9 protein-coding genes are annotated in these 12,384 nt (G+C 57.8%); 6 read left to right on the forward strand and 3 right to left on the reverse strand.

All coding sequences use genetic code 11. The features are described from left to right. Positions 1–112 precede the first annotated feature (112 nt). The 6 genes from BREU_RS09935 to BREU_RS09960 all read left to right on the forward strand — a co-directional run bounded on the left by BREU_RS09935 (position 113) and on the right by BREU_RS09960 (position 9,764). Positions 113–2,632, forward strand: a complete 2,520-nt coding sequence (locus BREU_RS09935) for an endo-1,4-beta-xylanase (RefSeq protein WP_081886677.1) — start codon at positions 113–115, stop codon at positions 2,630–2,632. A 364-nt stretch (positions 2,633–2,996) separates the two neighbouring features. Continuing rightward, positions 2,997–4,763: a sialate O-acetylesterase gene (locus tag BREU_RS09940; protein ID WP_238567067.1), complete on the forward strand. Its 1,767-nt coding sequence runs from the start codon at positions 2,997–2,999 to the stop codon at positions 4,761–4,763. A gap of 28 nt (positions 4,764–4,791) precedes the next feature. Further along, positions 4,792–5,934: a glycosyl hydrolase family 8 gene (locus tag BREU_RS09945; RefSeq protein WP_044089656.1), complete on the forward strand. Its 1,143-nt coding sequence runs from the start codon at positions 4,792–4,794 to the stop codon at positions 5,932–5,934. Between the two features lie 12 nt (positions 5,935–5,946). After that, positions 5,947–7,572, forward strand: a complete 1,626-nt coding sequence (locus BREU_RS09950) for a glycoside hydrolase family 43 protein (RefSeq protein WP_044089658.1) — start codon at positions 5,947–5,949, stop codon at positions 7,570–7,572. A gap of 68 nt (positions 7,573–7,640) precedes the next feature. After that, a complete protein-coding gene (locus BREU_RS09955; RefSeq protein ID WP_044089660.1) occupies positions 7,641–9,413 on the forward strand; it encodes a glycoside hydrolase family 43 protein in 1,773 nt (590 codons plus the stop codon). 156 nt (positions 9,414–9,569) lie between these two features. After that, positions 9,570–9,764 (forward strand): hypothetical protein, encoded by a 195-nt coding sequence (locus tag BREU_RS09960; RefSeq protein WP_044089661.1) that lies wholly within the window; start codon positions 9,570–9,572, stop codon positions 9,762–9,764. A 141-nt stretch (positions 9,765–9,905) separates the two neighbouring features. Here BREU_RS09960 and BREU_RS09965 read toward each other — a convergent pair whose 3' ends face one another. The 3 genes from BREU_RS09965 to BREU_RS09975 form a co-directional block, all read right to left on the reverse strand. Beyond that, positions 9,906–10,235 (reverse strand): hypothetical protein, encoded by a 330-nt coding sequence (locus BREU_RS09965; RefSeq protein ID WP_238567068.1) that lies wholly within the window; start codon positions 10,233–10,235, stop codon positions 9,906–9,908. 23 nt (positions 10,236–10,258) lie between these two features. Then, positions 10,259–10,585 carry a hypothetical protein gene (locus BREU_RS09970; RefSeq protein WP_044089663.1) on the reverse strand — a complete coding sequence of 109 codons (327 nt, stop codon included), beginning with the start codon at positions 10,583–10,585 and terminating at the stop codon, positions 10,259–10,261. Between the two features lie 198 nt (positions 10,586–10,783). Beyond that, the gene (locus tag BREU_RS09975) at positions 10,784–12,304 is read right to left on the reverse strand and encodes a xylulokinase (protein ID WP_044089664.1); all 1,521 of its coding nucleotides are present in this window, start codon (positions 12,302–12,304) and stop codon (positions 10,784–10,786) included. Positions 12,305–12,384: the final 80 nt, after the last annotated feature.

Consider the following 12,384-nt stretch of genomic DNA (forward strand, 5'->3'; position numbering starts at 1 on the left):
GATCCCTGATGGGATCTGCAAGCTTGGAGCCGTGCGTGGGGCACGACTCCAAGCGTTGTTCCGATAGAGCCGGAACAACGCATCCATGTTGCCGAAATGAAAGGAGACAAGCATGGAGCACAGTCAAGAGTATCGGAATGGCGGGATGCGACGATGGTCCCGCATTGCGATTGCTGCGTCTACGGCATTGCTGCTGATGGGCGGTGCACTTGTTCCCAGTGCCTATGCACAAGAGCAGCCGGCGGCGTCCGAGACTCCAAGTTCGATCAAGGACGCCTATGGCGCACTCGGCATGAATGCCGGTGTGGCCATCGATACCCGAGAGGTCGGCAATGATGCGGCCAAACAGGTCGTGCTGAAGAACTTCAACCAGATCACGGCGGAAAACGATATGAAGCCTGAATACTGGTACAACGATGCTCACGAATTCAGCATGCCGGAGAACGCGAAGACGCTGCTCCATTTCGCTGCGGACAATGGTTTGGCGGTATATGGCCACGTATTGGCTTGGCACAGTCAGACGCCGGATTGGTTCTTCCAGGCCGATGAGAACTGCGCGGATCAGAATCCGACTGCGGGCGTTATCGAAGGCTGCGCGTTGGCCAGCAAGGATCAGATGCTGGAGCGCGAGCGTGCGCACATCGAAAATGTCGCGAAGGCCATCGCCGACGAGTTCGGCAAATTCGGCAGTGACACGAATCCGATCAAGGCGTTCGACGTGGTGAATGAGACCATCAATGACGGCGATAGTCCGGAAACCAATGGTATGCGTAACTCGCTGTGGTATCAGATCACCGGCGAGGATTACATCGACAAATCATTTGAATACGCCAACCAGTACCTGAACGGTGAATACGCCGAACCTGGCGTGACCCATCCGGTGACGCTGTTCATCAATGACTACAACACTGACAGTGCCGGCAAACTGGGACGTTATCAGTCATTGATCAAACGACTGGTCGAGCGCAACGTACCATTCGACGGCATCGGTCATCAGATGCACATCCAATTGACCACCAGCACAGCCAACGTGGAGAACGCGTTGGAGACCATGAGCGCTTTCGGCAAGAAGCAGGCCATCACCGAGCTGGATGTGGCCACCGGCACTCCCGTCACACAGGCCAAGCTGGTTGAGCAAGGCCAGTTCTACTACAAGATGAACCAGATCATCAAAGAGCAGCAGGAGAAGCACCACCAGTTCTTCTCGGTGAGTGTGTGGGGTGTCAATGATGGCAGGTCATGGCGAAACTCCGAAGGAGCTCCGCTGCTGTTCAACGACGAGTATCAGGCCAAGCCCGCCTACACCGGTTTCATCGGCGACAAGGACAATCTGCCTGAGACCATCAAGACGATGAACGTGTTCAAATCCGCCGAAGCCACGGTGGATGCGGCACTGCCTTCCGATGGCACTACGGCAGGTTCGGCCTCCATCTGGTCGAAGCTTCCTTCCGCGCCGTTCGCTAAGAGCGAGGGTGCGGTGACCGGCACATTCCTGTCGTACTGGAATGACGGCACCCTGACCACTTATACGGATGTCAACGACGCGACCAGAACCGAAGGCGATGCCGTGACCATTACCGTCGGCGATGCACGATATGTGGTCGACCGTCTTACCGGCAAAGCCGACAACGGCGCCACTGCCACGGTTGCCGAGCGTGCTGACGGCACTGGTTACCAGGCCGTGGTGACCGTACCTGCGGCCACTGCCGAAAACACGACCATCGACGCCAATGTGCAAGCCACCGATGCCGCCACCAATGAGACCAATGGGTGGAATGCCGGTAACGTCAAGGGCACCATGTCGTTGATTCAGCAGCTGTACTACACCGAAACCAATGCGGTTCCGGCAGATGCGCAGGCGCCGGTCGTTGACGGTGATGGTGCGGATGTCGTGTGGCAGCAGGCGAATGAGGTGTCGCTGGACGCGGTCACCTCGGGAGTCGGTCAGGTGGAAGCCCAGGCCACTGCCAAAACACTGTGGAAGGGCGACAAGCTCTACGCACTGGTGCAGGTCAAGGATCCGAATGTGAGCCTGACCAACAGCAACCCATGGGAGAAGGACTCCGTCGAGGTGTTCATCGACCGTGGCAATACCAAGGGCACGGCATACACCGATGACATCCAGCAGATTCGTGTCTCCGCGGACGGCAAGGAACTCTCCTTCGGCTCCGGCGCCGCAACGGATGTGCAAGCCGCAAGGGTCTCTTATGGTGCGAAGATCGTGGATGGTGGCTATTCGGTCGAAATAGCCATCGACCTGGGCGAAGGTGACCATGCGGGAACCTTCCAGGGTCTTGATTTCCAGATCAACGATGCCAAGGACGGTGCCCGAGTGGGCACTCTCAACTGGGCCAATCTCAAGAGCGACGGTTACAAGACCGCCGAAGATTGGGGTGTCACCCGTCTTGTCACCGAGAAGCAGACGCAGCCGGTCAGCCCTGATGACGGCAAGGACAATGCCGGCGATAACAATGTCGGCGATGCGGGCAACAAGCATTCCAACACCGCTGCCAAGCAGGATGGCACATCGATCGCCGACACCGGCTCCAGCGTGCTGTCAATGCTGGCGGGAGCGATTGTGCTGCTCGCCGTTGCCGGTGCACTGACTGTCTTGCGTAGGCATTTGCTGTGAGACAGTTGAGCATCTGAATTGATTCGAACGGATGCGGCCGTTCTGCTCACACACACTGTGCGGCAGATGGCCGCATCCGACGAATTGCGCAAAGACATGCACGTCGCTCGTCAGCCTATTCATACGAAAGGAAGGACATATGCTGCGATTGCCAAAGTTGTTGGACGACGGCTGCGTACTGCAATCGTCCATGCCGGTCGCCATATGGGGGTGGGCGGAGCCGGGATGCCGCGTATCGGTCGGGTTGCAAGGGCAAACCGTTGCCGGGACGGCAGACCAGCATGGTTCCTGGTCCGTGGAATTGGATCCGTTGACTAGCGGTGGCCCATATACGCTCTCCGTGCGAGCTGAGGATTCCGAACGCATGGACCGTGAAGTCTATGTGGGCGAGGTCTACCTGTGTGCCGGTCAATCCAATATGGAACTCCCCATGGCGTGGGTGAAACCGGAATATCCCAGTGAATTCGAACGTGAGCCTGATACCTTGCTGCGACAATACAAGGTTGTTCCCCAGTACGATTTCGAGGGGCCGCGGCACGATCATGAGCAGGCGGGCTGGTCGGTATGCGATGAACAAGGTGTGTCCGGCTTCAGCGCAATCGGCTATTTCTTTGGCCGTATGCTGCGGGAACATCTCGGCGTACCGGTGGGACTATTGAATGTCTCTCTGGGAGGGTCTCCCATTGAATCATGGATGAGTGCGGAGTCGCTGCAGGACTTCCCTGAAATACTGCAGAAGCTGCAGCCATATGCAGGGAAAGGCGTTGCCGAAGAGCGCAGCCGCAAGAGCATAGCGGCTCGGGATCATTGGTATCAGCAGCTTGGATATGACCAGGCGCCCCATACCGGAAGCTGGCTGCCATTGGGCCAATGGGATTGGCGGCATGACAAGAGTGTTGACGCAGATCCGAAGCTCCTGCAGTGGTGTCCGATGTCATTGCCGAACTTCTTCTCTGACCAAGGTCTATCGGGATTCCGCGGTGAACTTGAATTGCGGAAAACCGTATATCTTCCGGCTTCGGCGGCTGGGAGGCCGGCGTTGTTGCAGCTGGGCACCATGTCCGACGCCGAACATACCTGGCTGAACGGCCAGCTGCTAGGAGGGCGGACGAATCAGTATGAGCCGCGCGATTACGACATTCCCGCCGGCGTGTTGCGAGAAGGACGCAATGAACTGCTCATCAGGCTTGTATGCGAGCATACTGCAGGCCGTGTGACGCCCGGAAAGTCCATGACTCTGACTGTCGGCGATGATGTGCGTGATCTTGGCGGTGTGTGGCAATATGCTGTGCGCCATCAAGCTGATCAGGATTGCCCATGGGAGGATTTCGCTCGTTGGAAGCCAGTTGGTCTGTATAACGCCATGCTCGCTCCGTGCATGCTATATCGTGTGCGTGCGGTGCTGTGGTATCAAGGAGAGTCAAATACCGGTGGTTTTGCTCCTCTTTATCAGGATATGCTTGCCGATCTGATTGATTCATGGCGCAATGGTTGGAATCAGAAGCGGCTGCCGTTCCTGATCGTCCAACTACCGAACTTCGCCATCGATTGTATCGGAGAGGATGGCGGCTGGCCGGTCGTGCGCGAGGCGCAGTGGAAGGTTGCCCGAATGGTGCCTGATGCAGCCACTGTCGTCACTTTGGATGCGGGAGACTGGAATGATTTGCATCCGGCGCATAAAAAAACGATTGCAGAGCGTCTCTTCCAAGCGGCCCGGCAACTGGTGTACGGTGAATCGCTGCCGGTCAGGCAGCCTCAGCTGACCGAAGCAAAGGTGTCAGATGGGTCCGTGGTGCTTGCTTTCGGGGATTATCCGATTGCCTCGAACAAGGGAGATGCTGCTGCGGGATCGGTTCCCAGCCGCATATCCACCATTGACGGACACGAACCCGGAGAATTCGCATTTGTCTGGTCCGATGGCGGTACTGTATCGGCAAACGCCTCAATAGAAGGCAGCCACATAACCTTGCCGATGCCGAATCGCACGCCTGATGAATTGCGCTATGCATGGCGCAACAATCCGGATGACGGGTTGCTTTGCAACGAGTATGGCGTCTTGGTGGCACCGTTCCGATTGCGTTTGCATGACCTCGCCCTAGGGCAGCGACGGCAATCCCGTGAGGTACAATAAGAACAACAAAGGAAATAAGGAGATTGTGATGACGGATACCAACGGCGGTGCGGCACAGTCGCTGTTCGCTGCATGCGGATATTCCTGCAGCCAGATTGATGCGCGTGTGGCACAGGTCTGGCATGAGATTTTCGAGGGGCCGAACAAGTTCTATTGGCAGACGGATGACGGCCTTGGTTATGTGATGGACACCGGCAACAACGATGTACGCACCGAAGGCATGAGCTATGCGATGATGCTCGCCGTGCAATACGACCGGCAGGATGTGTTCGATCGTTTGTGGGGCTGGGTCATGAAGTACATGTACATGGCCGACGGTCATCATGCCCACTACTTCTCTTGGTCGGTGCGTCCGGATGGTTCCGGGCGTGCGGATGGCCCGGCGCCGGATGGTGAGGAATACTTCGCGATGGATCTGTTCCTTGCCGAACGACGATGGGGCGGACGCGATGGCATCTATGATTATGCCGCCTGTGCCCGTGAGCTGCTGCATTATTGCGTGCACAAAGGGCGTGACGAATCCGGCGAGCCGATGTGGAACGCCGGAAACAAGCTCATCAAGTTCATTCCCGAAACCGAATGGAGTGATCCGTCGTACCATCTGCCACATTTCTATGAGATATTCGCCGCGCATGCAGATGAACGGGATCGTGAATTCTGGCATGAGGCGGCTTCTGCAAGTCGCGCGTATCTGGAGGTGGCGTGCGATGCACGGACAGGCATGAATCCTGAATACGCGCTATATGACGGCACGCCGCATACCGAAGAACGATTCGGACGGCATGATTGGTTCTTCTCGGACGCCTACCGAACCGCGGCCAATATCGGTCTGGACGCAAGCTGGAATGGCGTCACCGATCCGATACTGTGCGATCGCGTCGCCGCATTGCAGCGTTTCCTCCTGACTCACGATCGTACGTGCGCCTATGAGGTGGATGGCACTCCGATTGATGAGCGGGTACTGCATCCGGTCGGGCTCCTTGCCGCTACGGCTCAGGGATCTCTGGCGGCGATGCATTCGGTGGAACCGGATGCCGTGGCCAATGCCCGGTCCTGGGTTCATATGTTGTGGAACACGCCTATGCGCGTGGGACATCGTCGTTATTACGACAATTTCCTGTATGCATTTGCCGTACTGGCGTTGAGCGGCGTCTATCGGTTCGAATGGTGATGAGGAGCGGATATGAGCGGCGCCAAAGAGGCCATCGCGGCGACTGATATTACCGGCCGTAATCCGGTCATATACAGTGATTTTCCGGATCCGGACATCATACGGGTCGGTGACGTCTACTATATGGCGTCAACCACGATGTTCCTTATGCCTGGGTGCGACATTCTTCGCTCTTATGATTTGATTCATTGGGAATTCGTGGCGCACGCCTATGACGAACTCGAGAGCACCGCTGCCGAGCGGCTGGAGGAGCCGGGGCGCAACGCGTACGGCTGCGGAATGTGGGCGCCTTCATTGCGTTATCACGATGGGATGTTCTCCATTGTGTTTACCGCCAACGATACGCAGAAGACATATATGTTGGAAGCCACCGATCTGGCAGGTCCGTGGTCGAAGCGTGTGATTGAGGGCTTTTATCATGACAACAGCGTGCTCTATGACGACGATGGCCGCGTATATATCGTCTATGGCAATATGCAGCTGCATCTGACTGAATTGGAGCCGGACCTGAGCCGCCCAAAACCAGGAGGGCTCAATCGGGTCATCGCGCAGGACGATCCCGAATCCGACCTTGGCTATGAGGGTAGCCATATTTACAAACATGCAGGCCGTTACTACGTATGGACTTGCCATTACAGACGTGGGCACCGTAAAACCGAAGCCTGTCTGATGTCCGATGCTTTGGACGGTCGGTTTGTATCACGGGAGATTCTTGATGACGATCTCGGGTTCCATGGTCTGGGTGATGCTCAGGGTGGCATGGTCGATACGCCGGACGGCCGATGGTATGCCTTCATGATGCATGACCGGGGAGCGGTCGGCAGAGTGCCGACAATCATGCCGATGCGGTTTGGGGAGGATGGTTTTCCCATACTCGGCATCAATGGAACGGTTCCGCTCGAAATACATACGCCAACCGGCGCTGCGGAACGATGCTATGCGCCACTGAACGGCGATGATGATTTCCGCTATGACTCCGATGCGGATGGTGACGTATCGTCCAGTATGCTGAAGCCGTTCTGGCAGTTTAATCACATTCCTCATCGTGAAGCTTGGTCGGTAACTGATCAACCTGGTTCCTTGCTGTTGCGCGGCGTCAAGGTGACTCAGAGTCTCAACCATGCCTGGAATACGCTGACACAGCGTACAGTCGGTCCACGTTGCATGGCGGAGGTCGCAGTCGATGCCTCCAAGCTGAAGACCGGTGACTTCGCGGGTTTGGCGGCAGTGCAGGGATATTACCGGTTCATTGCCGTGACCAAAACCCGTGACGGTGCGTTCAGAGTGAGTGTACAGGGCAAACCTCGCACTGATGGGTCGATCTGGGGCGATGGCGATTACGACAATCCCGCTACCGAATATGATTCGGCGGAATTGTTTGGCTCTTCAGTGGTGTTGAAGGCCATTTATGACTTCACCGACAAGAAAGACGAAGTCGCTTTCGAGTATTTGGATCCCGCGTCGCCGAATCCGTGCTGGACGCGCTTGGGCGGCGTGCACTCCCTGTATTACACGCTGGATTACTTCATCGGCTGTCGAATAGGTCTGTTTCTGCTGCCGACCGAGGAATGCGGCGGTTCAGCCGCCTTCAGCGCTTTTCGTTTCTTCGGGCCGGAAGAAACACCTGAATTGCAGTAAACGAGATACGGCATTCGCACGCGTCGATACGAGAGAAAGGTTCTATCTGTATGAACAACGAAATCTGTATGCACAACGAAACGGTTCAATCATTGTCGGCAGACGCGCACACGCGCATTACGGCCAACCCTGTGATGCGGGGCATGTATCCGGATCCCTCATGGATATGGGATGACGTGCGCGGTGAGATCGTGTTGGTCAACTCGTCATTCGAATTGGTGCCTGGACTGCCTATTCATGTGACGCGGGATCTGGTGTCTTGGGAACACGTCGGCGATGCGGTGGATCAGGCGATGGCCCATCGGCTGCTGATTGACGGGGTTGAGGATTCCGGTGGCCTGTATGCACCCACCATCCGGCGCATCGGCGAGCGATATGTGATTGTCTGCACCGTGGCGCGTGTGAACGAGCCGCAGGCGCTCGCCGCTGGATGTCTACCGGAGGATATTGATCACTGCCATGCCGCTCAAGGCAATTTCGTTATCACAGCCGATTCGTTGGAAGGGCCGTGGCATGGCCCGTATTGGGTTGCGGGTGCAGAAGGCATCGACCCGGACATCTTCGAAGACAGTGATGGAACCGTTTGGTGGACGCAGACCCGCCCGGCGGTCAAGCCGCAATGGGAGGGACAGACCGAGGTCTGGACGCAGCCAATCGACCCTGGTAACTGGATGCTGCAAGGCCATAAAACCGTGATCTGGCGCGGATATGGAGTCAATGCCGTATGGGCGGAGGGGCCGCATCTGTATCGTTTGGGCGATTGGCTGTACCTGATGACCGCCGAAGGTGGCACGAGTTTCGAGCATAGCGAGATGATAATGCGCACCTATGCGCCCCGTGGTTTTGCGGCGGCACTGCATGGGTTCGAGCGGGAGCTTGCCGCTCACGATACATGGATCGAGCCGTCGCGTGAAACCGAACACAGTGTTGTGGGACAATATGATCGCCTGTTCGAAGCGTGCAAGAAGAATCCAATACTCACGCATCGTCATCTGGGCAATGGCGAATTGATTCAGTGTGTGGGCCATGCCGATCTGCTATGTCATCCTCAAGCTGGTTGGCTCCTCACTTGCCTTGGCGTACGTGAAACGCCAGGTGATGAAAAGGGGGAGCTGTTCAGCTATCTGGGTAGGGAGACGTTCGTCGCGCCGGTTGTCTGGGAGCGTAATCCTGCCTCATGGAAGCTGGAGGGCAATGGTCCCATCAAACAGGATGATGCTTCGGATCCCGGTTGGCCGGTGGTCGCCCCTGGCGCGGGGCGGCTGCCTGATGCACTTGCCGTCACCATGAACGATGACGGTTCGTTGCATGCTGTGGAATCTCTTGCGCAGTGTGTTGGAAAAACCATGGATGATGCCCGCGGCTCTTACATCTGCGCTGAGCGCATCGGTTCGCAAGACGATCGTTTGATTGGTGTCCGCGGTCGTGACGGCTACCGGTTCATGCGGGTGGATTCACTTGACTATGCGGTAATGGTTCGCCCGGGTCATGAACTGATGTTGCATCAGGATTCCACGCATGCCGTGACGATGAGACTTGTTGATGGCCGACTGCAAGCATCCATTGTCGATCGGGGCGAGGAATCCCTGTTGGATTTGGGGCATGCCGAACCAGGGGAATGGTTCGGCATCCATCTGCGGAATAACCGTCTGCGATTCCTCGCCGTCCGGGTGTCGGCTGCGGACATCGACAATGCCGGTCGTGATGTGACGATGATCGTTCATGCCGACGTTTCGAAGGCTCGCATGCTGGGACAATGCGATGCACGCTTCTTGAGCACAGAGTGGGCGGGTGGATTCGTGGGATGCCTTGCTGGTATCCGGGTCATTCCCAGCCGCTGATGATAGCCGAATGATTCACTGCCGTCCGCCGGATTATACGGGCGGACGGCATGGCGTTTCGGCTTGCGATAATTGCACTCATGCTATATGGTTAAATCATCAAATTAAATATGTGACTATTCAAACAACACCTGCAACGTCAATGGAGATATTGTCATGAACGCTCATCAGAAGCTGCTGTTCTCATTCGCTGCACTTACCGTGGTCTATGCCGTGCTGTTGTTCGTGGCGCCGATCGCGGCTCCGGTCGGGGTCGTTCTCACTGCCGCCGGGCTTGTTCTTGTTTCGACCAGATATGTCTGGAGACCCAAGTTCCTGGCGTTGTTTGAGGCAGCGGAAGAATCCCGCTGAACTCTGTCTCGGGCTTTCTCTGCGCCGGTCTCGGGCGAGGGCGTGACAGGTACGGCAATAATCCAAACAAAAAAGGCGTTATGCGCGTGGTGCCTCATGGAACCATGCGCATAACGCCTTTTACCATAAAAACGGGAAAGCCTACTTCTTCTTGGCCTTCTTCACTCGCTTGGGCACTGCGGTGGGCTTCTTGGGCTCAAGGAACGGCCATTTGGCCAGCGCCCATGCGTGCAGCGGCGGAATCTTGCCGATGGCGAAGCCGATGACCAGTCCGATGACGATGCCCCAGGTCTCCAGATCGCGGCCGGCGACCAGCAGGCCGATGAACACCAGCGCTATCACGAAGCAGAGCATCTGTGATGCTTTCGACTGCTTGTCGGTGACCTGGTCTGCCTTCATCGGGATAAGCCCCAGGAACAGGCCGCACGGAATGCAGACGACGCCCAAAACAATGCTGATGATAGTTGACATGGTTGCAGTTGCCTCCATTACGCTTAGTGTTCCTGTGCGGAAGAATGACCGGAGATGTCGGAATCGGTCTTATCTTCCGCATCTTCCGCTTCGCTTTCGGCTTGGGCGTTCTTGCCGTCGCCCTGATTGGAGGAATCCTCCTCGCCGCCCCTGCCGGGTTGGCGCCACCATAGGATCAGGGCATTGACGAGGCAGAACACGGCGGCGATGCCGATGCACACCAGGAAGATGATGGTCGTGGTGCTCAATGCCGTGCCGTTCGACACCGCCTCTTTGACGGACTGCCAGATCCAGACAATGCATGCCATGGCGATCAGGGCATACGTCATCATGCGTGAGCGATCATTCATCGATTTCTCCAGACGTTATCCAAATGTCTTGATTATAGGTCGCATCGCCTGACGTCTGTGCATATGGCAAAGCCGCCAATCGAATCCTCGACGGCGACCAAGGAGGAGAATGGCCGCCGCCAAGGATTCGATTGGCGGCTTCGACGAATCAATCGTTATTCAGTTGTTATCAGTTGTTACCAGCTTGATTGCAGTTGATCACCCACGAGCCTTGGCGTAGGCGGCGTACACGGCTTCGGTGGGCTCGCCGGTCTCCACGCCCTCGATGGTGAGCTTCCATGCCGGCGGCTCGGCTTCACCCGAAAGCACCCAGGCGGCCTGACGTGCCGCACCGATCGCCACATACTCGTCGGTGGCCGGGCGGGTCACATCCATGCCGAGGATAGAGGGGGCCAGTGTGCGGATCGCCACGGACTTTGCGCCGCCGCCGATCAGCAGAATACGGTTGATTTCAGCACCGAGCGAACGGATGAGCTCAAGGCAGTCGCGCTGCGAGCATAGAAGGCCTTCGACGAATGCGCGCGCCAGATTCTCCTTGGTGGTGTTGTGCAGCGTCAGGCCGGTCAGGCTCGCCTTAGCATCCGGGCGGTTCGGTGTGCGCTCGCCGTCGAAGTATGGCACCAGCGTGATGCCGCCTGCGCCTGGCTCGGATCTGAACGCCAGCTCGGCCAGCTCGTCGTAATCCACGCCGAGGGCGGCGCGGCCGGCGTCAAGGATGCGAGAGCCATTGATGGTGCAGGCTAGCGGCAGATAGTGGCCGGTGCAGTCAGCGAAGCCGGACACCGCCCCGGTCAGGTCGTAGACCGGGTTCTCGGCGATGGCTGCAGCCACACCGGAGGTGCCGAGCGAAATGGACACATCGCCGACTCCCATGCCGAGACCCAGCGAGGCCATGGCATTGTCGCCGCCGCCGGGGCCCAGGATGCAGCCGCCATCGATGTTCTTGCCGGCAATGGCGGGGGAGGCCTTGACCGGTGCGGCTTGCGTGGGGCCAAGTACCTGTGGCAGCACGATCTGTTCGGCATGGTCGCGCGCCGCTTCCTCGCCCTCGGCTGCGGCAAGGACCATAGCGATCAGATCGCGGCGGTATTCATTGTGGGCGGCGTCATAGTAGATGGTGCCGGACGCGTCCGAGCGGTCGGTGAACAGGGCTTCAAGATGGGCGTCCTCGCCTTCGGACACCGGCCCATAGCCGGCGATGCGCCAGCTCAACCAGTCATGCGGCAGACAGATGGCGGCGATCTTCTTGGCGTTCTCCGGCTCGTTCTCGGCGACCCAGGCCACCTTGGTGAGGGTGTAGGAGGCCACGGGGGAGGAGCCGACGGCCTTGACCCAGCGCTGCTTGCCTCGGGCGATGACATCCTCCGGTTCGCCGTCTTCCGCGGGCGCTTCGCCGAGCTTTTCGATCAAAGCGGCGGCCTGGGGCGCGGAACTGATGTCATTCCACAGCATGGCGTCGCGGATCACATTGCCCTGCTTGTCCAGAATCACCATGCCATGCTGCTGTCCGCCGACCGCAAGGGCGGAAACGTCGTCCAGCCCGCCTGCCTGCTCGGCGGCCTGAAGAAACGCCTGCCACCAGAACTCGGGATTGACCGAAGTGCCGTCCGGGTGCTTGGCCTGCCCGAACCTCACCTGTTCGCCTGTTTCAGCGTCGGTGATGCGCACTTTGGTGGATTGGGTGGACGTATCAATGCCCGCAACCAGGATTGTTGCCATAAGTTGTTCCTCCTCGACGAGGCTGGGGCGCCTGCCCGGCGCGCCTGAATGAATGGTGCCGGTATCATTGTATCAATAAG

Origin of the sequence: Bifidobacterium reuteri DSM 23975, assembly GCF_000741695.1 — a bacterium.
Classification (GTDB): Bacteria; Actinomycetota; Actinomycetes; order Actinomycetales; family Bifidobacteriaceae; genus Bifidobacterium; species Bifidobacterium reuteri.

What these genes read in the sequence shown, in the direction of transcription:
- BREU_RS09935 (WP_081886677.1), top strand. Translation starts at nt 113, where the DNA reads ATGGAGCACAGTCAAGAGTATCGGAATGGCGGGATGCGACGATGGTCC.
- BREU_RS09940 (WP_238567067.1), top strand. Translation starts at nt 2,997, where the DNA reads ATGGACCGTGAAGTCTATGTGGGCGAGGTCTACCTGTGTGCCGGTCAA.
- BREU_RS09945 (WP_044089656.1), top strand. Translation starts at nt 4,792, where the DNA reads ATGACGGATACCAACGGCGGTGCGGCACAGTCGCTGTTCGCTGCATGC.
- BREU_RS09950 (WP_044089658.1), top strand. Translation starts at nt 5,947, where the DNA reads ATGAGCGGCGCCAAAGAGGCCATCGCGGCGACTGATATTACCGGCCGT.
- BREU_RS09955 (WP_044089660.1), top strand. Translation starts at nt 7,641, where the DNA reads ATGCACAACGAAACGGTTCAATCATTGTCGGCAGACGCGCACACGCGC.
- BREU_RS09960 (WP_044089661.1), top strand. Translation starts at nt 9,570, where the DNA reads ATGAACGCTCATCAGAAGCTGCTGTTCTCATTCGCTGCACTTACCGTG.
- BREU_RS09965 (WP_238567068.1), bottom strand. Translation starts at nt 10,235, where the DNA reads ATGTCAACTATCATCAGCATTGTTTTGGGCGTCGTCTGCATTCCGTGC.
- BREU_RS09970 (WP_044089663.1), bottom strand. Translation starts at nt 10,585, where the DNA reads ATGAATGATCGCTCACGCATGATGACGTATGCCCTGATCGCCATGGCA.
- BREU_RS09975 (WP_044089664.1), bottom strand. Translation starts at nt 12,304, where the DNA reads ATGGCAACAATCCTGGTTGCGGGCATTGATACGTCCACCCAATCCACC.